This is a genomic window from Metabacillus sp. 113a, from assembly GCF_050107635.1.
Taxonomy (GTDB): domain Bacteria; phylum Bacillota; class Bacilli; order Bacillales; family Bacillaceae; genus Metabacillus_B.
Genome location: NZ_JBNILJ010000003.1, coordinates 370,444 through 390,538, shown reverse-complemented (window position 1 = coordinate 390,538; position 20,095 = coordinate 370,444). Strand labels below are relative to the sequence as shown.

The following is a 20,095-nucleotide window of genomic DNA, read 5'->3' as shown; positions in this document are numbered from 1 at the left end:
CCCCTCAAGATGAGATTTCCCATTCTTTGAAGTAAGACCCCTGGAAGATGACCAGGTTGATAGGTCCGAGGTGGAAGCGTGGCGACATGTGCAGCTGACGGATACTAATCGGTCGAGGACTTAACCAAATTACGTAAGGCGTTTGACTCGTGAACCAATATCGTTATCTAGTTTTGAAAGAGCAAAAAGATTAAAAAGGCCTTGATTTTTTCTGAAATCAACCTATAATAAATCTTGTCTCTTTTTTAAAAAGAAAGAATATGTCTGGTGACTATGGCGAAGAGGTCACACCCGTTCCCATACCGAACACGGAAGTTAAGCTCTTCAGCGCCAATGGTAGTTGGGGGTTTCCCCCTGTGAGAGTAGGACGCCGCCAGGCGTATCTTTTTCTTTTAAGAGGTTTGTGAACCGCAGGCAATGCCAGGAGCCGAAGGAATAAACAACCTAGTGCACATTCGTGCATGAAGGAGTGAGCCCCGGAGCGCACATGAGTGCGTGAGGATGCGAACGCCTGAAAGCGACAACGCAATGCGCCGCTCATCGCAAGCCGAAAGCATCACCCAACAAAGTGAACGTAAGAGGGTTGGGAGGAGCAAGCAGTGCTAGGAGCCGAAGGAGTGAGCCCCGGAGCGCACATGAGTGCGTGAGGATGCGAACGACTGAAAGCGACAACGCAATGCGCCGCTCATCGCAAGCCGAAACTATATGGAGGATTAGCTCAGCTGGGAGAGCATCTGCCTTACAAGCAGAGGGTCGGCGGTTCGATCCCGTCATCCTCCACCATCCTATACTTCGGTAATTCGTACTTGGCCGGTGTAGCTCAATTGGTAGAGCAACTGACTTGTAATCAGTAGGTTGGGGGTTCAAGTCCTCTTGCCGGCACCATTCACAGGGTATTGTATAACCTGAGAGAGTGTAAATGAATGACCCATTAGCTCAGTCGGCAGAGCACGATCGAGTGATCTTCGAAGTGAAGCATCAGCGCCCAAATGGAGCTGCTGCTTGAATAAGCTTTCTGAGATTGGGGCGTCTTACATGCTCTGGGTGTAGGTAATATAAGGAGCCATTAGCTCAGTCGGTAGAGCATCTGACTTTTAATCAGAGGGTCGAAGGTTCGAGTCCTTCATGGCTCACCATTCGATTTTTATACAGTAAGCGGATGTGGCGGAATTGGCAGACGCACCAGACTTAGGATCTGGCGCCTTCGGGCGTGGGGGTTCGACTCCCTTCATCCGCACCATGTTTACGCGGAAGTAGTTCAGTGGTAGAACACCACCTTGCCAAGGTGGGGGTCGCGGGTTCGAATCCCGTCTTCCGCTCCATTTTTACAGCGCCGGGGTGGCGGAATTGGCAGACGCACAGGACTTAAAATCCTGCGGTAGGTGACTACCGTACCGGTTCGATCCCGGTCCTCGGCACTTTTATTAAGCGCCCGTAGCTCAATTGGATAGAGCGTTTGACTACGGATCAAAAGGTTAGGGGTTCGACTCCTCTCGGGCGCGCCATTATATTTCGGGAAGTAGCTCAGCTTGGTAGAGCACTTGGTTTGGGACCAAGGGGTCGCAGGTTCGAATCCTGTCTTCCCGACCATTTTACATAATTGGGGCCTTAGCTCAGCTGGGAGAGCGCCTGCCTTGCACGCAGGAGGTCAGCGGTTCGATCCCGCTAGGCTCCACCAATTATAATAACCTATATGGCGGCGTAGCTCAGCTGGCTAGAGCGTACGGTTCATACCCGTGAGGTCGTGGGTTCGATCCCCTCCGCCGCTACCATACAGGGACCTTTAGCTCAGCTGGTTAGAGCAGACGGCTCATAACCGTCCGGTCGTAGGTTCGAGTCCTACAAGGTCCACCATTTCCCTTACACGGAGGAATACCCAAGTCTGGCTGAAGGGATCGGTCTTGAAAACCGACAGGGGGGTCAAACCCCGCGGGGGTTCGAATCCCTCTTCCTCCTCCATTTTCTGCAGGCAATGAGCATAGCTAAACTTAATACTTTTTATTATCGCGGGGTGGAGCAACGAGCGCTGCTTCCACGAATAAGCTTCGAGTTGTACTCGCCGAGACACTGCTTGATTTTGCTTCCTGAGGCGAGGACAGTCTACAAACAATGAGCATAGCTAAACTTAATACTTTTTATTATCGCGGGGTGGAGCAGTCTGGTAGCTCGTCGGGCTCATAACCCGAAGGTCGCAGGTTCAAATCCTGTCCCCGCAACCAAAATGGTCCGGTAGTTCAGTTGGTTAGAATGCCTGCCTGTCACGCAGGAGGTCGCGGGTTCGAGTCCCGTCCGGACCGCCATTTACGTTTTCTTGATACATAAGATAATCTATATTAAATGCTAGAGGGTTTTAATAAGCAAGAAATTCAGGGAAGCGACCTAGTGAACACCGCTCCGTATCTAGATACGAGTGGATGGGAACGGGGGAGCTGACGATGAGATTTAAGCTTAGTGAAAGCCGAAGCTAGATGGCTCGGTAGCTCAGTCGGTAGAGCAATGGACTGAAAATCCATGTGTCGGCGGTTCGATTCCGTCCCGAGCCACCATTTTTTTATGGCGATTGTGGCGAAGTGGTTAACGCATCGGATTGTGGTTCCGACATTCGTGGGTTCGATTCCCATCAGTCGCCCCATAGAATGCGGGTGTAGTTTACTGGTAAAACCTCAGCCTTCCAAGCTGATGTAGTGGGTTCGATTCCCATCACCCGCTCCAATTCCAATTCCATTGAATATGGGCCTGTAGCTCAGCTGGTTAGAGCGCACGCCTGATAAGCGTGAGGTCGATGGTTCGAGTCCATTCAGGCCCATTTATTTTGTTCCGCAGTAGCTCAGTGGTAGAGCTATCGGCTGTTAACCGATCGGTCGCAGGTTCGAGTCCTGCCTGCGGAGCCATCATACTTATAGGCATCAGTCAGGTTTGTGGATTTTTTTCACAGATCCTCTCTATATTTGCGGGGAAGTACTCAAGTGGCTGAAGAGGCGCCCCTGCTAAGGGTGTAGGTCGTGTAAGCGGCGCGAGGGTTCAAATCCCTCCTTCTCCGCCATCTATTATTAATACGGCCCGTTGGTCAAGCGGTTAAGACACCGCCCTTTCACGGCGGTAACACGGGTTCGAATCCCGTACGGGTCATAAATAAAAAACGCTGCAATCGCAGCGTTTTTTATTTATTTTGGATCCAGAAGCGCTTTATTGCATTACCGTCCTCTTCTATGAACTCTGCTTCGAAGACTCCACCGTTCTTTAGAATTGTTTTTTCCGAAGCGATGTTGTCCTTATCGCACGTAACCAACACTTCGGATAACCCCAGCTTTTTGATCCTCTCCAAAGTCATCGACAGAATGGCAGTTGCATATCCTTTTTTTCTTTCTGATGGCCTGATTCCATAGCCAATATGGCCCCCGCGTATCCTTAAATACTCATTTAGCCTGTGCCTTACATTTGCAGCTCCAACCAGTTTCCCTGATTCGGTCAGCAGCCAATAGGTGGAGTGAGGAACAAAATTTTCCGGGGCGTTTTCTTCCAGTTTCTGTGCCTTTAATTCTTGTATATAATCAAAAAAATCAGAAGGGTCTTCAGAAACGACCCATGGGACAACTTTTTCACCGGAGTGAATCCAATCCCTGTAGAAATCCATATATTCTTCTCTATACCTCTCGTCAGGCTCCACTAACTTTAGCATCAGATCACCCCTTAGCCCGGTAACTAGTTTTTAGAACTATATTACAAATTTCATAAAGTTGCAACGAATTTTTGACTATCCTTCTCTGTTTGCTCTGCGATATCAGCTGATTTCTCATCGGAGACTGGAAAAAAATACGATATTCTTCGACATTATTTGCACTTTCATATGTTTGTAAAATAATACTTATAACTGTGCGTTATAAAAGAGACTTTATTATTCGCGAACTTTCTTTCTATTTTTTCTATTCTTTTCCAGCAATTGTTTTGAAAAATAATGTTTATAATGAGAGTACATGGAGTTTGTAGGATTATGTCAAAATATAAAAGCGTTTGCACAAAAGGGATTTTTCACTTATTAGTGAATTAAGAAAGAGAAATAGGGGTATATAGATTGAGATACACTCTAATTAGCAAAGGAGGGTTCATTCTGGATGATTGCCAGTCCTACAGATTTTGAAGTTCATTTGTTTCATGAAGGGAATCTGTTTAAGAGCTATGAACAATTCGGGGCCCATTTAAAAGCAATTAACGGGGTAAATGGAGTCCAATTTACTGTTTGGGCGCCGCATGCGAAGGATGTCAGGATAGCCGGAGACTTTAATAAGTGGAAGGGAAGCGGATATTCACTTGAAAAGGTGAGCAGAGAAGGAATATGGTCTGGTTTTTTCCCTGATTTAAAGCAAGGTGATGTGTATAAATATGAGCTGATCACCAGAAATGGATCAAGACTGCTCAAGGCAGACCCTTTTGCTTTTTATTCTGAAGTAAAACCGAACACTGCTTCGGTAATCGCCAATATTGACGGCTATACCTGGAATGATCAGAAGTGGCAAAAGAAAAAGAAGGCAAAGACTGTTTATCAAAAGCCGTTTTTTATATATGAACTAAATCTTGCATCATGGAAAAAGAAGGACGATGGAAGTTTTTATACGTATAAGGAAATTGCGGATGAATTGATACCGTACGTTATTGAACACGGTTTCACGCATATAGAATTAATGCCGGTGATTGAACATCCTTTTGACAGGTCCTGGGGGTACCAGGGAACAGGGTACTTTGCAGCTACCAGCAGGTATGGCAAACCTGAAGAGTTTATGGAACTGATTGACCTATGTCATCAAAACGATTTGGGCGTCATTATGGACTGGGTACCCGGCCATTTTTGTAAGGATGCACACGGCCTTTATATGTTTGATGGAGAGCCGGTTTACGAATACAGCAATTACAGTGACAGAGAAAATGTAGTTTGGGGTACAGCCAATTTTGATCTGGGCAAGCCGGAAGTACATAGCTTTCTAATCTCCAACGCCTTGTTCTGGCTGGAGAAATATCATATTGACGGCTTCCGGGTTGATGCCGTAGCTAATATGCTGTACTGGCCAAATTCCGATTCAGATGCTGAGAATCCATACGCGGTAAGCTTTATAAAAAAGCTGAATGAAAAGGTTCATGAATTCGACCCTCACGCACTGATGATAGCGGAGGATTCTACGGATTGGCCTTTGGTAACCGCACCTGTTTCCGAGGGAGGACTTGGATTTCAATACAAGTGGAATATGGGCTGGATGAATGACGTCCTGGAGTATATGGAGACAGATCAGCATGCCCGCAGCGATATTCATCACAAAATGACGTTTTCCCTTATGTATGCCTTCAATGAAAATTTCATTCTTCCTTTCTCCCATGATGAAGTGGTACACGGCAAAAAATCGCTGTTAAATAAGATGCCGGGGGACTATTGGCAAAAGTTTGCTCAGCTAAGGCTGTTAATGGGATATATGCTCGCCCATCCAGGCAAGAAGCTTCTTTTCATGGGATCCGAATTCGGTCAGTTTGATGAATGGAAGGATTTGGAGGAGCTTGATTGGTTTTTAGAAGATTATGAGCTTCATAGAAAAACAAGGGTCTATTTTAAAGAGATGATGAGTATTTACAAAAAGCAGCGGCCGCTTTACGAATTGGATCACTCTCCAGAAGGGTTTGAATGGATTGATGCTGATAATGCGGGTCAAAGCATCTACTCATTTATACGAAGAGGATTAAAGGATGGAGAACTGCTGATTGCCGTTTGCAACTTCAGAAGCGATGTGTACCACGATTACAAAATCGGGGTGCCTGCTGATACAAGATATGTAGAAATCTTAAACAGCGATGATCCTTCGTTCGGTGGATCCGGACAAATAAACGGAAAAGAAATGAAAGCCGAAGCTGAGGAACTTCATGGCCAGCCGTACAGCATTAAAATGACGGTGCCGCCATTTGGTTTTAGCTTGTTGAGAGCCATTAAAAAGAGAAAGGAGAACAACAATGAAAAAGAAATGCGTAGCAATGCTTCTGGCAGGGGGAAAGGGCAGCCGTCTTAGTTCTTTAACAAAGAATCTGGCAAAGCCGGCTGTACCATTTGGAGGGAAATACAGAATTATCGATTTTCCGCTCAGCAACTGCACGAACTCCGGAATTGACACAGTAGGGGTACTTACCCAGTATCAGCCGCTCGTTCTTCACTCTTATATTGGAATCGGAAGTGCATGGGATTTAGACCGAAAAAATGGAGGGGTTACAGTACTGCCGCCATACGCTGAATCCTCCGAAGTAAAATGGTATAAGGGCACTGCAAGTGCTATATATCAGAATCTGAACTATCTGGAGCAGTATGATCCTGAATATGTATTAATTCTTTCAGGAGATCACATTTATAAGATGGATTATTCAGAAATGCTGGATTACCACATTGAAAGAAACGCGGATGTCTCCATTTCAGTAATTGAGGTTCCCTGGGAAGAAGCAAACCGCTTTGGAATAATGAATACAAATGAACAGCTGGATGTCGTTGATTTTGATGAAAAGCCTCAAAATCCTAAAAATAATCTTGCTTCAATGGGCGTCTATATTTTTAAATGGTCTATCCTTCAAGAATATTTAGAGATGGATGAAAGAAATCCATATTCCAGCAATGACTTTGGGAAAGACGTCATTCCCCTCCTTATTGAAGAGAAAAAGAAGCTTGTTGCCTATCCGTTTAAAGGCTACTGGAAGGACGTAGGTACAGTGAAAAGCCTTTGGGATGCAAACATGGATCTTTTAAAAGAGGATTCCGAGCTTAACCTGTTCAGCCAGGACTGGAGAATTTATTCAGTTAATCCGAACCAGCCGCCACAATACATTTCAGAAGAAGCTGAAGTAACAGATTCTCTTGTCAATGAAGGATGCGTAGTATATGGAACCATTCAGCATTCCGTCCTTTTCCAGGGTGTAACGGTTGGAAAGGATTCATTTTTAAAGAATTGTGTTATTATGCCAGATGCGGTTATTGGGGACAACGTATACATTGAGAATGCCATTGTACCTGAGGGCATGACGATTGAAGATGGTACGATGATCCGCTCCAATACAGAACTCGATGAAGTCCTCCTTGTTACTCCGGACTATATCAGACAGCAGCAAGTGGCCCTCCGCGATGCGGAAGTCACTGAATAAACGGCACATACTACAAAAGGAAGAGGTGGGTAAGCATGAACAATACCCTGCTTGGAATAATAGATGCTACGGCGCATAGTCAGAATATTGATGATTTAATACAAAACCGGTCTATGGCCGCTATTCCGTTTGGAGGACGCTACAGATTAATCGATTTTGTCCTATCCAATATGGTGAATTCAGGAGTGGACAGTGTGGCTATCTTCCCTAAATACCAGTACCGGTCACTTATGGATCATCTTGGATCAGGAAAGGAATGGGACTTAAACCGCAAGCGTGATGGCTTGTTCTTTTTTCCATCTCCACATCTTCATGATGAGTATGACGAGTTCGGTTCATTCAGGCAATTTAAAGATCACTTTGACTATTTTAAAAGAAGCAGGCAGGAATACGCGGTAATTGCAAACAGCCATACGGTCTGCAACATCGATTTCTGCAAGGTGCTCAAGCATCATATGGAAATGGGCTGTGATGTAACGGAAATCACAAAGGATGGGAAATCCCTCCAAATGTATGTGCTCAAAACTTCTCTGTTAAAGGATTTGATTTCTACCTACGATGAGCGGGGGCTTAAAACGTTAAATCAGGTAGTCACTGAAGGAAGATCTCAGCTTAACATCTGCGATTACTCTTTTACGGGTTATGCTTCTGTTATCGATTCAATCGAATCGTATTTCCGATACAGCCTGGATTTATTAAAGCCGGATGTTTGGAAAGAGCTGTTTCCAAAGGCAGCGCCTGTCTATACAAAAGTCAAAGATGAGCCGCCAACAAAATATTTGAAGTCTTCCTATGTCCGCAACTCAATGATTGCGAATGGCAGCCGGATTGAAGGGCATGTTGAAAACTCAATTATATTCAGGGCGGTCCACATAGGCAAAGATACCGTCATCAAAAACGGGATTATTATGCAGAAATCTTCCATAGCAGAAAATTGTGTGCTGGAAAATGTAATTTTGGATAAAGACGTCAAAATCGGCAGTCATGAAGTTCTTAAAGGAACAAAGGAGCATCCAATTGTGCTTCGAAAAGGTTCGGTTCAAGGAGTGCTGATCAAGTCGTGAAAATTTTATTTGCCGTAGCAGAATGTGTGCCCTTCGTCAAATCGGGAGGTCTTGCTGATGTAGCCGGAGCATTGCCGAAGGAACTCAAACGGATGGGGTCTGATGTAAGAGTCATGATGCCGAAATACGGCCAGATTCCGGAAAAATACAAAGCGGAAATGACTAAGATCAAGGAAGTTCAAGTGGCTGTCGGGTGGCGTTCGCAGTTTTGCGGAATTGAAGAATACGAGTTGGATGGTGTAACGTACTATTTCCTGGACAATGAATACTATTTTAACCGGGATTCTCTTTACGGGCATTACGACGATGGGGAAAGGTTTTCATTTTTTTCAAGAGGCGTTCTGGAGGCAGTGAAGGCCATTGATTTTCAGCCGGACCTTATTCACAGCCATGATTGGCACACCGGAATGGTCTCTTACTTCTTAAACGAAGTGTATGCAGCCGATCCGTTCTATTCTGAAATCAGAACCGTTTTTACGATTCACAACCTTGAGTTTCAGGGTATTTTTCCTCAGGAGATCATCTATGATCTCCTGAATCTCGGGCATGAAGATTTTACTGCGGACAAACTGGAATTCTATCAATGTGTAAATTTTATGAAGGCAGCCATTATCTCTTCTTCCGCCATTACAACCGTGAGTCCGACTTATATGGATGAAATTCAGACTCCATATTACGGTGAACGGATGGACGGTCTGCTGCGGTCTAAAGGGGATTCCCTGCACGGCATTCTTAATGGAATCGATGACACAGTATACAATCCTGCCAATGATTCCTTAATTGAAGCCTCATACGATGTCGCCGAAATAGAAAAGAAGCAGGAAAATAAAGCAGCACTTCAACAATTGTTTGGGCTTCCCGAGCGTCCGGATGTTCCGCTGATTACGATGGTTACAAGGCTGACAAGACAAAAGGGGCTTGATCTCGTCCGGCATGTTATGGAGGAGATGGTAAATGAAGATACGCAGTGGATCATCCTTGGCACGGGAGAAGAGGAATTTGAAAACTATTTCAGGCATATGGAATATAAGTATCCTGAAAGGGTGAAAGCTCACATAGGCTTTGATGAGCCCTTAGCACACAAGGTTTACGCAGGGGCTGACATTTTTCTCATGCCTTCTCGGTTCGAGCCATGCGGGCTGGGTCAGCTGATTGCCCTAAGGTACGGGGCTATTCCAGTAGTCAGGGAGACGGGCGGATTAAACGATACGGTCCTTTCCTATAACGAAGCTACCGGAGAAGGCAATGGATTTTCATTCCGGAATTTTAATGCACATGATATGATGCATACCATCAGGCGAGCAGTCACGGTCTACAGAGAGGACAAAGAATTATGGAATGATCTTGTCATAAATGCCATGAGCCAGGATTACAGCTGGGCTAAATCAGCCAGCCAGTATTATGAGCTCTATTCTGATCTGATGGGAAGTGGGAGTATTGTTCTCAAGTAAAGAGTCTTTTCAGAAGAATTTTCTTAAAAGGCTGGAAATGACCTATGGCAAAACGTTCAGAGAGTCATCCAGCAGGGATCAATACAACACTTTAGGCCTTATGGTCAGAGAATACATCAGTGCAAACTGGATCCAGACAAACGAGAAAAACCGTTCAGCTAACAACAAGCAGGTTTATTACTTATCCATCGAATTTTTGCTGGGTAAACTGATGGGACAAAACCTTTTAAACCTCGGAATTCGTGAAGTGGTTGAAAAAGGCCTGGAGGAGCTTGGCATAAATTTGTCCGCAATTGAAGAATCAGAAGCGGATGCCGGGCTTGGAAACGGCGGGCTTGGACGTCTTGCCGCCTGCTTCCTGGACTCTCTGGCCTCTTTGGATCTGCCGGGTCATGGCTGCGGCATTCGATATAAGCACGGTTTGTTTGACCAGAAAATAGCAGACGGCTATCAAGTAGAGTATCCTGAACAATGGCTGCGCCATGGAAACATATGGGAAGTGCGAAAACCGGATCAGGCGGTGGACATTTTGTTCTGGGGAACCATTGAGAGCCGGGAAACAGATGGCAAGCTGGAGTTTACTCATACTTCGGCAGAAACAATCGTTGCCGTGCCTTATGATATGCCTGTTATTGGATATGAAACGAATACCGTTAATACGCTGAGACTCTGGAGTGCAGAGCCTGCACATCATCCTCCTCTGCACCGGGACCTGCTTACATACAAACGTGAAACAGAAGCGGTTTCTGAGTTTCTGTATCCCGATGATACGCATGATGAAGGGAAAATTTTAAGGCTGAAGCAGCAGTATTTCCTTGTTTCCGCCAGTATTCAAAGCATCATCCGTTCCTATCGGAAAAAGAATGGAAGCCTTCATGATTTTCATGAAAGAGTTGCTTTGCATATTAATGACACTCATCCAGTATTAGCCATTCCTGAACTAATGAGGATCCTTTTGGATGAAGAGCATCTGGAATGGAAGGAAGCCTGGCATATAACGACCCATACGATCTCCTACACGAACCATACAACTTTATCCGAAGCGCTGGAAAAATGGCCGATTTACTTGTTTAAGCCTCTTCTGCCAAGGATTTATCAAATTGTTGAAGAAATAAATGAGCGCTATTGCAAAGCATTGTGGGAGAGGTACCCGGGCGATTGGAGCAGGATTGAGCATATGGCCATTCTTGCTCACGGTCTTGTGAAAATGGCGCATCTTGCGATAGCTGGAAGCCATAGTGTAAACGGTGTGGCTAAAATCCATTCCGATATTTTAAAGATGCGTGAAATGAAGCGGTTCTATGAGTTTGAACCAGAAAAATTCAATAATAAAACAAATGGAATTGCCCATAGAAGATGGCTTTTAAAAGCAAACCCTGAGCTGTCTGATGCAATTACAGAAGCAATCGGCAGCCGGTGGATCAAAGAGCCTGAATCCCTGATCCAGCTGAAACGGTTCATATATGACGAGGGAATGAAGGAAAAGAATGCCCAAATCAAACAGGCCCGTAAAGAGATTCTGGCCCATAAAATCTTTGAGCAATCCTCTTTAAAAATAGATCCATCTTCTATTTTTGATGTACAGGTGAAGCGGCTGCATGCCTACAAGAGGCAGCTGCTGAATGTACTTCATATTATGTATCTTTACAACAGAATTAGAGAAGATTCCAATTTCACTGTTTATCCGCGTACATTCATCTTTGGGGCAAAAGCCTCGCCTGGCTATTACTATGCTAAAAAGGTCATTAAACTCATTAATGCCTTAGCAGAAAAGGTGAATTCAGATCCGAAAGTTTCACAGATGGTAAAGGTTGTCTTTATGGAAAATTACCGTGTGTCACTGGCCGAATCCATTTTTCCTGCAGCGGATGTGAGCGAGCAGATCTCCACAGCTTCTAAGGAGGCTTCAGGAACCGGAAATATGAAGTTCATGATGAACGGGGCTCTGACAATTGGAACCCTGGACGGGGCAAATGTGGAAATACTGGAATCCGTCGGGCCGTCCAATATCTTCACGTTTGGCCTGACAGCCGAGCAGGTTCTCGATTATTATGAAAACGGCGGCTATCGTTCAACTGAGTATTACCATCATGATGCAAGAATTCGCCAGGCAGTAGACCAGCTTGTTAATGGCTTTTTTCACGAAACAGAGGGAGAGTTTGAAGCCATCTTCGATTCGCTGCTTGCTCATAATGATCAGTATTTTGTACTAAAAGATTTTTCCTCCTATGCAGAAGCACAGGAAAGGGTAGAGCGGACCTTTATCAATAAAGGGGAATGGCAGGAAAAGTCCCTTCTGAATATTGCTTATTCAGGTTCGTTTTCAAGTGACCGGACCATTAAGGAATATGCTGAAGGAATATGGAGAATCAAACCAATTTAAGTATAAGGGGTGCTTCCTGCTGGGAAGCACTTTTTTATGTAAGAGGTTTAAAGGGGATGTTTTAATCATCGCAAAGCAGCTATCCAAAATCTAGTGAGAAGGCATGAAATTAGTTGAGGATTACTGCCGGACGGAACTCCCCGATAACTGGGAAAAATCACTTGTTTGTAGTTCGATTTTATTGAATTTTTTTAACTGCGATGTAAACGGTTTGTCAGCATCGAATCCTCTCATGTGATAGGTGTCATCCAATTACAACGAGGAGGAATGCGGTTACATGAAAAAAAGATATATTCCAATGGCTTTGGCTGCAGCCCTTTCTGCAGGTGCGGTTACGCTGCCGGCATCCGCAGAAAGCACAATAACAGTAAAAGAAGGGGATACCCTTTCAGAACTTGCAGCCGAGCATCAGCGCTCGATCGATGAATTAATGCAGCGCAATAACCTTTCTGATGATACGATTTATACTGGACAATCAATAGATTTAGGGGAAGACATGTCTGTAAAAGGAACTTTGGTACATAAGGTTCAAAGCGGAGAAACACTAAGCGGGATTTCTCTACAGTACCATACAACGGCTGCCTCGCTCAAAACCTTGAATAATCTCCAATCTGACGTCATTTATGCCGGTCAGGAGCTTCAAGTTAAGACAGAGGAGAAACGTTCGACCCTTGATACAGGTATATTTCCTCTGGAAGAAGGAACCTATCATCCATTTGTAGACACTTGGGGAAAATCCAGAGAATATGGCGGAGCAAGAGTTCATGAAGGCACGGACATATTTGCCGAGGAGGGAACTCCTGTATATGCAGCTACAGATGGAAGCATTGCCCGTAAAGGCTGGAACGAGCTTGGAGGATGGAGGCTGACCGTTAAGACGCCAGATGGGTTTAACGCTTATTACGCCCATCTTTCAAAGTATGCAGACGGGATTGACGCAGGTTCCGAAATAAAAAGGGGCCAGCTGATCGGATATGTAGGGGATACTGGATATGGACCGGAAGGAACGAGCGGAAAATTTGTTTCCCATTTGCATTTCGGGTTGTATGACGCTGAATTTGAAGCCATTAATCCTTATCCTTATTTAGTAGAATGGGAATTAAGCTAACGGATCTCTTGCTAATGACAAGGGGGCTGTCTGAAAAATCCGGATAGGAAAAAATGCAGAAATGGAAACCCCCCGGGAGCACCGGGGGGTTTCTATGCCAGTGTTGTTTTGTTCTAACAGAATGGGGCAGGCTGATTGAGACGGAACACGCCGCGCAGGCGCAGCACCCTTCCTATAGCCCGTGAGCGCCTGGAAAAAGGCTTTACTGCGAACAAAAAGCTTTTCAAACTCAGCCAGGCATGAGATTAAACGTTCATCGAATAAAACAAATAGGATAAATAGAGAGCAAAGAACGTCCATAAAACATATGGAATAAGCAGAATACCCGCTATTTTTCGGATCCTGTATACAAGAACGGCAAGCACCAAAGCTGAAATTGCCACCACGGCACAGTCTACCGCGGCAGCTAAAAGATTCTTTTGAGCAAATTGAAAGAAGCTGAACAGCTGATTGGAAAGGTAATTCACAATCAGGGTGGCCCAAAAAAAGCCTGAAAGCTTTCCTAACCCAGCTTTACGGTCAATCAATGTGATGGATGCTGCAATAAGTGCAAACAGGAAGGCCCAAATTAAGCCGATTGTACCTCCAGCAGGAGTCCATTCCGGCTTATTTAATGAATCATACCAGCTTTGATCTACTTGAAACAGGAATCCGCTGATCGAAAATAGTGCATATGTAAAAACAAAAATGAAAATGGAACGAACCATAGATATCCCTCCTTTATAACTTACTCATTCCTTTTCACCATTGCAGTACCATTCAAACGTTAGGATAGGCTCAAATAGCTTATGCATGAAGGGTGTACGAAGCCCAATGGTAAATTTCTTTTATACTTTAGCTGCCGGGAAGCTTTGCCAGAGCCGCACAAGATCTCTGCTCCGCTCCCGGACAGGCAGAAAAAAGGGGCTGGAGCATTCCTCCGACCCCGAATATTGTTCCTCATTTAGAAGGCTTTCTGTTTTCCTTTATTTCTCTGAATATGGCTCTTTTTCGGATGCAGGCAGATCGCCGAAAGCGGTCATAATTCCCCATTCGTCTAATTCATCTTCGTACTTTTCATGCTGTTTATTTGGATAGACCGTCAGATTTTTCCCTTCAATATCTGTTCCTGCAAAGTTTTCGTAATCTTCTGCGTAACCGATGTTGTCTTCTGATTCAATATACGCGTCATTGTAGTTCTCCATCGGATATTCGAAATCTGATGGAGATTCTGATGAACCGAAGCGGGCTGTTTCCTGATAGGCATCCTCCGCATCAAAAGCTTCAGAGCCATCATAAACAAATTTCCCGAATGGAGGGGCTAATACTTCTTCTTCAATCGGGCGGTCGAAAGAGACGGACTGATTTGGGGAGTGCTCCTTGCATGTGACAGCAGACGGGATGGCTTCCAGCCGCTCCACAGGAATATCCTTTCCGCACACTTCGCACGTTCCATACGTTCCGTTTTCCATAGCTTTGAGGGCGCGGTTAAGATCCCTCCATTCTTCTTCGGCGTGCTCGTTCAATGCAACATCCTTCTCGCGTTCATAAAGCTCAGTTCCTTCATCTCCGGGATGATTATCATAACTGGACAATTCTCCCACTGTATCATGCGGGTGTCCTGCCTCAAGACCGAAATGTCCATTTTCCTTAAAGCGCTGCTCAAGCTCTTCCTTTGACTTTTGAAGCTGTTCCTGAAAAGCAGTCAGCTGCTGATCTGTAAGCATAGGGGGTATTCCTCCCTTTATTTGTTTTATGCTCTGCTTAGTATGAACAAGAAAATAAAAAAAACACGGTCCGGAAGACCGTGTTACGAAACGAGGTAGCTGATCAGCAATCCGGCTGCGAGCAGCAGGCCAAATTGAGTATTCGTTTGCGCTGTTGCCACCATTGCAGGCATCATTTCAATCGGACGGCTTTTTCCTCTGAATGCTTTTACAGCAAAAACAGATTTTGGAACGCTCAGGAAAACCAAAAGACTCCATAAAGAGGCCGTACCTGCAAGAATAAACGCAATAATGAAGATGTAAGAGCAAATAAAAATGATGGCAAGAAAATCAATTGCTTTTTTGCGGCCCATTAAAATAGCCAATGTTTTGCGGCCGTTTTCTTTATCCCCATCCAGGTCCCTGATGTTATTGGAAAGAAGAATCGCCCCTACCAACAGGGAAACGGGCAATGAGATTAAAAATGCGTTCATGCTTACGGTACCTGTCTGAATGTAAAATGAAATTAATATGATGACTACGCCCATAAAAAGACCGGCTGTCAGTTCTCCAAATGGAGTATATGCGATCGGCAGCGGTCCGCCTGTATAAAGGTAGCCGGCAATCATGCACAGGGTGCCGATGACAGCGATCCACCAGCTGGATTCCAGACAAATATATACACCAAGCAAGGTCGAGATTCCGAAGAAGATAAAGGCAAGTGTGAGGACGGTCTTAGGTTTTACTCCATTTCGGACGATGGCTCCGCCAATTCCTACAGAGTTTTCATTGTCCAAGCCTCTTTTGTAATCAAAGTACTCGTTAAACATATTCGTCGCTGCCTGTATGAGCACCGACGCAGCAAGCATAGCTGCGAACAGCCATACATTGAATGATCCTTCCTTCATGGCCATTACTGTTCCAATTGCAACCGGAATAAAGGCTGCCGTCAAGGTGTGAGGCCTCATGAGCATCCACCAAATCCGCCAATTCTTATCAGGTTCTACGGAAGGAGCCGAATGCGTTTGTGTATCAGGGTGCATTTCTTTTCTCTCCTTTAGTTCACAATAGAAGTCAATTCTCTTCCTGTTAAGTTTAGTTAAATAGGTACCTACTGTCAATCTGGAGTGCAATGGAGAGCGTGAGAAGTGTTTCCGATTTATTGAAATTGAAAAACGTATTATAATAAGGATAAGAAGCAGAAAATGCCTGTTTCATTCTATTGACACACCATTGAAGCGGGTGTATGTTAGAAAAAGCGATTTTACGGAATACGGGGGTATGCCAGGTGATTACCACAATGCGCAAAACATTCAGGCAGACTTTAGCCTTAGCTGTGAATGAAGCCCGGGAAGGACAAAAGGTTATTGTCAGCCGGACCATTCCAATTTCGAATATGACCCCCCTTCATTTTTATGCTGCAGCAGAGGATCTTTATGCTGGCGAGAGAACGTTTTGGATGTCGCCTGATTCAGAGAGAGCAATGGTTGGAGCTGGAAATGAATGGATCATTGAAACAGCAGAGCAGTCCAGTGCAAGATTTAGTGAGATTGAAACGGAATGGAAGCGCTTTAAAAAATATACAGATTACCCGGGTTCCAGAGATAAGCCCGGACCGGTTTTAATGGGCGGATTTTCCTTTGACCCTTTGAAAAACGAAAATCTCCGCTGGAAGCCTTACAAGGAAGGCCGTTTTGTGCTTCCCGTTTTCCTGGGATCCTGGAAAAAAGGCCGGGAGCCAGAAGTCACAATCAGCAAGGTTATTCTTCCTGAGGAGACAGCAGAAGAAGCAGAGGCTGATTTTATACAAAAAGCACTTTATATAAAAAACCTGAGCCAATCAAAGGCGGAAGGTGCCGGAACGCCGGCTCCTTTTGAGCTGAATGAGCATCATACAGAAGAATGGCTTCAATCCATCTCAAAAGCGACCGCAGCTATCCGGAGAGGGGAGCTTGACAAGGTGGTTTTGGCGAGAGAGGTCACTCTCCATTCGGATGAGGGATTTGACAGGCTCAGTGCACTGCATACGCTGGTGAGCGACCAGCAGTCCTCCTTCCGGTTTAGTTTCGAGAACGGATCTTCCAGCTTTATCGGTGCGACACCTGAGCGTCTTGTTAAAATGAAAGACCAGCACGTACACTCTGCCTGTATGGCAGGCACGATCAGGCGCGGGTCCTCTAAGAAAGAGGATCAGCGGCTCGAGCAGGAGCTTCTCAATGATCATAAAAACCTGGAAGAGCATGCATATGTCGTCAAAATGATTAAAGGTGCACTTGAGAATTATTGCTCTTCTCTTGATTGTCCGGACGCTCCTGGAATCTATAAAACGAAAAATGTTCAGCATTTGTATACACCGATAAATGGTCGTTTAAAAAAAGAATCCTCTCTTCTGGAAATTGTAAGGAGATTGCATCCAACACCTGCTCTTGGGGGCTTGCCCCAGGCGGAGGCAGTGGAGATGATCCGCAAAATTGAACCGATGGACAGAGGCTGGTATGCAGCCCCTGTAGGATGGTTTGATTCAAAAGGCAATGGGGAATTCGCAGTAGCAATCCGTTCCGGTCTTGTAGAGGATCGTACGGCTGTTTTATATGCAGGCTGCGGAATTGTTAAAGATTCGGATCCAGAGCTTGAATACGAAGAAACAAAAATTAAGCTAAGGCCGATGCTTTCAGCTTTAGGAGGCCTTAAGTATGACAGGATCTGATTCATTAACCCGCTACGCTGCAGAGTTTATTGATGAATTATCGGCACAGGGAGTAACAGATGCTGTTATCAGCCCCGGCTCCCGGTCAACGCCCTTTGCGATTTTACTTGCCGAGCATCCCTCCGTCCATACGCATCTGCAGATCGATGAAAGATCGGCAGGTTTTTATGCACTTGGAATGGCCAAACGCCTTAAAAGACCGGTCGCGCTGCTTTGTACATCGGGAACGGCTGCCGCCAATTATTTTCCGGCGATTATAGAAGCTCATTATTCCAGCGTGCCATTAGTTGTGCTTACAGCGGATCGGCCGCACGAACTGAGAGATACAGGCGCACCGCAGGCGATTGATCAAATTGATCTGTACGGTAAATATGCAAAGTGGTTTGTGGATGCAGCGATCCCAGAAGACCAGCCGGAAATGCATCGATACGCAAGAACGCTTGCAAGCAGGGCAGCCGGACATGCATCAGCCATTCCCAAGGGGCCTGTACACCTTAATTTCCCTTTCAGAGAACCGCTCCTTCCAAACCTTAAGCTTCCTCATTTATGGGGCAGTGAGGGAAGGAAAACGAAGCATTCTGTAAAAGCACAAATCGTGCCCATGGCTGCTGAAGCCGATATGAAAAGACTGGCCCGGTTAATCAGCACTGTGAAAAAGGGATTGATCGTCTGCGGGGAACTTTCTGATCCGGAAAGCAGAAAGGCTGTTGCCATGCTGGCTGCTTCTTCTGGCTTCCCTGTTTTAGCAGATCCGCTTTCAAACATGCGCGCGGGAAAACTCGACAAGGAAATGATTATAGAACACTTCACCTCCATTCTGAGCCGGGAAGAGCTGAGAACTGTGTTAGAGCCTGAGATGGTAATCCGGCTTGGTTCAATGCCGGTCTCAAAACCTCTTTTTCTTATGCTCAAAAATTCACCTGAAATTTATCAGGTTGTTGCCGATCAGAACGGAAAGTGGAGGGATCCTGCACTTACAGCCGCCGAAATATATTCGGTGAGCGAAGCTGACTTTTGCCGGCAGCTGACGGATCAGATTGAAGGGAATAGCACCAATGAATATGCAGCCCTGTGGAAAAAAGCCAATGACATTTTCAGAGAACACCTCCCGTCAATCCAGGAGGGCGGCGATCTTTTTGAGGGGAAAATATTTGTTGAGTTAAGCGGGCTTATGCCAGAAGATTCTCAGCTTTTCGTAGGAAACAGCATGCCGATTAGAGATGCCGATTCCTACTTTAAGGTAACCGAAAAAAATATTACTCTTTATGCAAATCGGGGAGCGAATGGGATTGACGGAGTCGTTTCATCAAGCCTTGGAGCGGCGGCGGCTTCTCAGTCCCCGACTGTTCTTGTGATTGGGGATCTGTCGATGTACCATGATTTAAATGGGCTTCTCGCTGCGAAACTGAATCGTGTTTCCATGACGATTGTGCTTCTGAACAATGATGGGGGAGGTATATTTTCATTTTTGCCTCAATCTTCCGATGAAACGCACTTCGAAACGCTTTTTGGCACTCCTATTGGGTTGGATTATGAAAAAGCAGCCCAGCTTTATGAAGCAGATTTTATAAGAGTGAAAAGCTGGAGCGAATTCAGATCTTCGTTTAAGGAGTTTATTAACAAGAAGGGACTTCATATTATTGAAGTTCCGACAAACCGGCATACACGTGTCAAAATTCATCGGGATCTGCTGCAATCTGTTTCCCAGGAAATAATGAAAGATATAAAAAATGTATAAAGATATAAGAGGCATCCGCTATTACATCGAGATAATCGGAGAGGGAGAACCGCTTCTCCTTTTGCATGGGTTTACCGGTTCCTCATCTGACTGGAAGGAAACGGTTCCTTTTCTGGGCGATTACAAGCTGATTTTGGTAGATTTGATTGGCCATGGAAATACAGAGATCCCTTATGATCAGTCCCGGTTTTCAATGGAGGAGGTCTGCTGTGATTTAACCGTTCTCCTAGAAGGATTGAATGTGGAGAAAGTAAATATCGCCGGGTATTCCATGGGGGGAAGAACGGCATTATCCTTTGCAATGTACAATCCGGGGCGGGTGAAAAAATTAATACTCGAAAGTGCTTCACCCGGTATCAAAAATAGCAGGGATCGGGACAGCCGGGCTGAAAGTGACCGCATACTGGCAAAAAGCATACTGGAGGACGGCGTCCGGGCATTTGTTGACAAGTGGGAGAATACCCCTCTTTTCTTCAGCCAGAAAAGTCTTGGAAGCGTAAAGCAGGAAGCCATCCGCCGGCAGCGCCTTTCCCATACAGCGGAAGGACTCGCCGGCAGCCTGACCGGCATGGGCACGGGAGTACAGCCAAATTGGTGGCCTCATTTGAAAAAATGTAAGATTCCTGTCCTGATACTAACGGGAGAATGGGACGAGAAGTTTTGTGAGATTGGCAAAGAGATGCACCATTTGCTTGAGCACAGCGAGCACATCGAAATTCAACGCACAGGCCATGCGATCCATGTGGAACAGCCGCGAATATTTGGTACAATAGTAGATGGGTTTCTAAAACAATAGGGAGG

The 20,095-nt window shown here is 45.3% G+C and carries 13 protein-coding genes, 21 tRNA genes and 2 rRNA genes; 32 read left to right on the top strand and 4 right to left on the bottom strand.

Annotated features, from left to right (window positions below; genetic code table 11):
• The 23 genes from ACQCVE_RS08245 to ACQCVE_RS08135 all read left to right on the top strand — a co-directional run.
• A 23S ribosomal RNA gene (locus tag ACQCVE_RS08245) occupies positions 1 to 128 on the top strand; the annotation flags it as partial.
• Positions 129 to 263: 135 nt separating this feature from the next.
• A 5S ribosomal RNA gene (gene rrf / locus ACQCVE_RS08240) occupies positions 264 to 379 on the top strand.
• A 328-nt stretch (positions 380 to 707) separates the two neighbouring features.
• Positions 708 to 783, top strand: a tRNA-Val gene (locus tag ACQCVE_RS08235).
• Between the two features lie 26 nt (positions 784 to 809).
• Positions 810 to 885, top strand: a tRNA-Thr gene (locus tag ACQCVE_RS08230).
• 175 nt (positions 886 to 1,060) lie between these two features.
• A tRNA-Lys gene (locus tag ACQCVE_RS08225) sits at positions 1,061 to 1,136 on the top strand.
• A 19-nt stretch (positions 1,137 to 1,155) separates the two neighbouring features.
• Positions 1,156 to 1,240 (top strand) — tRNA-Leu (locus ACQCVE_RS08220).
• Positions 1,241 to 1,247: 7 nt separating this feature from the next.
• Positions 1,248 to 1,322: transfer RNA gene (locus ACQCVE_RS08215), tRNA-Gly, on the top strand.
• A gap of 10 nt (positions 1,323 to 1,332) precedes the next feature.
• Positions 1,333 to 1,418 (top strand) — tRNA-Leu (locus ACQCVE_RS08210).
• 10 nt (positions 1,419 to 1,428) lie between these two features.
• Positions 1,429 to 1,505 (top strand) — tRNA-Arg (locus ACQCVE_RS08205).
• 8 nt (positions 1,506 to 1,513) lie between these two features.
• Positions 1,514 to 1,590, top strand: a tRNA-Pro gene (locus ACQCVE_RS08200).
• Between the two features lie 12 nt (positions 1,591 to 1,602).
• Positions 1,603 to 1,678 (top strand) — tRNA-Ala (locus ACQCVE_RS08195).
• Between the two features lie 17 nt (positions 1,679 to 1,695).
• Positions 1,696 to 1,772: transfer RNA gene (locus tag ACQCVE_RS08190), tRNA-Met, on the top strand.
• A gap of 5 nt (positions 1,773 to 1,777) precedes the next feature.
• Positions 1,778 to 1,854, top strand: a tRNA-Ile gene (locus ACQCVE_RS08185).
• A 12-nt stretch (positions 1,855 to 1,866) separates the two neighbouring features.
• Positions 1,867 to 1,959: transfer RNA gene (locus ACQCVE_RS08180), tRNA-Ser, on the top strand.
• Between the two features lie 183 nt (positions 1,960 to 2,142).
• Positions 2,143 to 2,219, top strand: a tRNA-Met gene (locus tag ACQCVE_RS08175).
• Between the two features lie 4 nt (positions 2,220 to 2,223).
• A tRNA-Asp gene (locus ACQCVE_RS08170) sits at positions 2,224 to 2,300 on the top strand.
• Positions 2,301 to 2,470: 170 nt separating this feature from the next.
• Positions 2,471 to 2,546: transfer RNA gene (locus ACQCVE_RS08165), tRNA-Phe, on the top strand.
• 10 nt (positions 2,547 to 2,556) lie between these two features.
• Positions 2,557 to 2,632, top strand: a tRNA-His gene (locus ACQCVE_RS08160).
• Between the two features lie 6 nt (positions 2,633 to 2,638).
• Positions 2,639 to 2,712 (top strand) — tRNA-Gly (locus ACQCVE_RS08155).
• A gap of 20 nt (positions 2,713 to 2,732) precedes the next feature.
• Positions 2,733 to 2,806, top strand: a tRNA-Ile gene (locus ACQCVE_RS08150).
• 10 nt (positions 2,807 to 2,816) lie between these two features.
• Positions 2,817 to 2,891, top strand: a tRNA-Asn gene (locus ACQCVE_RS08145).
• Positions 2,892 to 2,952: 61 nt separating this feature from the next.
• A tRNA-Ser gene (locus ACQCVE_RS08140) sits at positions 2,953 to 3,043 on the top strand.
• 14 nt (positions 3,044 to 3,057) lie between these two features.
• Positions 3,058 to 3,129: transfer RNA gene (locus tag ACQCVE_RS08135), tRNA-Glu, on the top strand.
• Between the two features lie 31 nt (positions 3,130 to 3,160).
• Here ACQCVE_RS08135 and ACQCVE_RS08130 read toward each other — a convergent pair.
• Positions 3,161 to 3,679 (bottom strand): GNAT family N-acetyltransferase, encoded by a 519-nt coding sequence (locus tag ACQCVE_RS08130; protein ID WP_426843379.1) that lies wholly within the window; start codon positions 3,677 to 3,679, stop codon positions 3,161 to 3,163.
• Positions 3,680 to 4,112: 433 nt separating this feature from the next.
• Here ACQCVE_RS08130 and glgB point away from each other — a divergent pair, with 433 nt between their 5' ends.
• From glgB to ACQCVE_RS08100, 6 genes are all read left to right on the top strand, one after another.
• On the top strand, positions 4,113 to 6,044 hold the full coding sequence (gene glgB, locus ACQCVE_RS08125; RefSeq protein WP_426843380.1) for a 1,4-alpha-glucan branching enzyme: 1,932 nt from the start codon (positions 4,113 to 4,115) through the stop codon (positions 6,042 to 6,044).
• Positions 5,989 to 7,158, top strand: coding sequence for a glucose-1-phosphate adenylyltransferase (locus ACQCVE_RS08120; protein WP_426843381.1), 1,170 nt, complete (start codon positions 5,989 to 5,991; stop codon positions 7,156 to 7,158). The genes glgB and ACQCVE_RS08120 overlap by 56 nt, the downstream gene beginning before the upstream one ends.
• Positions 7,159 to 7,193: 35 nt before the next feature.
• Positions 7,194 to 8,222, top strand: a complete 1,029-nt coding sequence (locus ACQCVE_RS08115; protein ID WP_426843382.1) for a sugar phosphate nucleotidyltransferase — start codon at positions 7,194 to 7,196, stop codon at positions 8,220 to 8,222.
• The gene (gene glgA / locus ACQCVE_RS08110; RefSeq protein WP_426843383.1) at positions 8,219 to 9,673 is read left to right on the top strand and encodes a glycogen synthase GlgA; all 1,455 of its coding nucleotides are present in this window, start codon (positions 8,219 to 8,221) and stop codon (positions 9,671 to 9,673) included. Before ACQCVE_RS08115 ends, glgA begins: the two co-directional genes overlap by 4 nt.
• Positions 9,660 to 12,056, top strand: coding sequence for a glycogen/starch/alpha-glucan phosphorylase (locus ACQCVE_RS08105; protein WP_426862364.1), 2,397 nt, complete (start codon positions 9,660 to 9,662; stop codon positions 12,054 to 12,056). The genes glgA and ACQCVE_RS08105 overlap by 14 nt, the downstream gene beginning before the upstream one ends.
• A 277-nt stretch (positions 12,057 to 12,333) precedes the next feature.
• Positions 12,334 to 13,164, top strand: coding sequence for a LysM peptidoglycan-binding domain-containing protein (locus tag ACQCVE_RS08100; protein WP_426862362.1), 831 nt, complete (start codon positions 12,334 to 12,336; stop codon positions 13,162 to 13,164).
• Between the two features lie 245 nt (positions 13,165 to 13,409).
• On the opposite strand, the gene ACQCVE_RS08095 is transcribed toward ACQCVE_RS08100, so the two are convergent.
• The 3 genes from ACQCVE_RS08095 to ACQCVE_RS08085 all read right to left on the bottom strand — a co-directional run bounded on the left by ACQCVE_RS08095 (position 13,410) and on the right by ACQCVE_RS08085 (position 15,892).
• Positions 13,410 to 13,871 carry a TspO/MBR family protein gene (locus ACQCVE_RS08095; protein ID WP_426843386.1) on the bottom strand — a complete coding sequence of 154 codons (462 nt, stop codon included), beginning with the start codon at positions 13,869 to 13,871 and terminating at the stop codon, positions 13,410 to 13,412.
• A 258-nt stretch (positions 13,872 to 14,129) separates the two neighbouring features.
• Positions 14,130 to 14,870 carry a yteA family sporulation protein gene (locus tag ACQCVE_RS08090; protein ID WP_426843387.1) on the bottom strand — a complete coding sequence of 247 codons (741 nt, stop codon included), beginning with the start codon at positions 14,868 to 14,870 and terminating at the stop codon, positions 14,130 to 14,132.
• A gap of 83 nt (positions 14,871 to 14,953) precedes the next feature.
• The gene (locus ACQCVE_RS08085; protein WP_426843388.1) at positions 14,954 to 15,892 is read right to left on the bottom strand and encodes a 1,4-dihydroxy-2-naphthoate polyprenyltransferase; all 939 of its coding nucleotides are present in this window, start codon (positions 15,890 to 15,892) and stop codon (positions 14,954 to 14,956) included.
• A gap of 245 nt (positions 15,893 to 16,137) precedes the next feature.
• On the opposite strand from ACQCVE_RS08085, the gene ACQCVE_RS08080 reads away from it, so the two are divergent.
• Genes ACQCVE_RS08080 through menH form a run of 3 tightly spaced genes read left to right on the top strand, consistent with a single transcriptional unit; the run spans position 16,138 to position 20,090 of the window.
• Entirely contained in the window at positions 16,138 to 17,556 is a 1,419-nt protein-coding gene (locus tag ACQCVE_RS08080; protein WP_426862360.1) for an isochorismate synthase, read from the top strand.
• On the top strand, positions 17,543 to 19,294 hold the full coding sequence (gene menD, locus ACQCVE_RS08075; RefSeq protein ID WP_426862359.1) for a 2-succinyl-5-enolpyruvyl-6-hydroxy-3-cyclohexene-1-carboxylic-acid synthase: 1,752 nt from the start codon (positions 17,543 to 17,545) through the stop codon (positions 19,292 to 19,294). Before ACQCVE_RS08080 ends, menD begins: the two co-directional genes overlap by 14 nt.
• On the top strand, positions 19,287 to 20,090 hold the full coding sequence (gene menH, locus ACQCVE_RS08070; RefSeq protein ID WP_426862358.1) for a 2-succinyl-6-hydroxy-2,4-cyclohexadiene-1-carboxylate synthase: 804 nt from the start codon (positions 19,287 to 19,289) through the stop codon (positions 20,088 to 20,090). Before menD ends, menH begins: the two co-directional genes overlap by 8 nt.
• Positions 20,091 to 20,095: the final 5 nt, after the last annotated feature.

Coding starts and splice junctions, on each gene's coding strand:
- ACQCVE_RS08130 (WP_426843379.1), bottom strand. CDS start 3,679: ATGCTAAAGTTAGTGGAGCCTGACGAGAGGTATAGAGAAGAATATATG.
- glgB (WP_426843380.1), top strand. CDS start 4,113: ATGATTGCCAGTCCTACAGATTTTGAAGTTCATTTGTTTCATGAAGGG.
- ACQCVE_RS08120 (WP_426843381.1), top strand. CDS start 5,989: ATGAAAAAGAAATGCGTAGCAATGCTTCTGGCAGGGGGAAAGGGCAGC.
- ACQCVE_RS08115 (WP_426843382.1), top strand. CDS start 7,194: ATGAACAATACCCTGCTTGGAATAATAGATGCTACGGCGCATAGTCAG.
- ACQCVE_RS08100 (WP_426862362.1), top strand. CDS start 12,334: ATGAAAAAAAGATATATTCCAATGGCTTTGGCTGCAGCCCTTTCTGCA.
- ACQCVE_RS08095 (WP_426843386.1), bottom strand. CDS start 13,871: ATGGTTCGTTCCATTTTCATTTTTGTTTTTACATATGCACTATTTTCG.
- ACQCVE_RS08090 (WP_426843387.1), bottom strand. CDS start 14,870: ATGCTTACAGATCAGCAGCTGACTGCTTTTCAGGAACAGCTTCAAAAG.
- ACQCVE_RS08085 (WP_426843388.1), bottom strand. CDS start 15,892: ATGCACCCTGATACACAAACGCATTCGGCTCCTTCCGTAGAACCTGAT.
- menD (WP_426862359.1), top strand. CDS start 17,543: ATGACAGGATCTGATTCATTAACCCGCTACGCTGCAGAGTTTATTGAT.
- menH (WP_426862358.1), top strand. CDS start 19,287: ATGTATAAAGATATAAGAGGCATCCGCTATTACATCGAGATAATCGGA.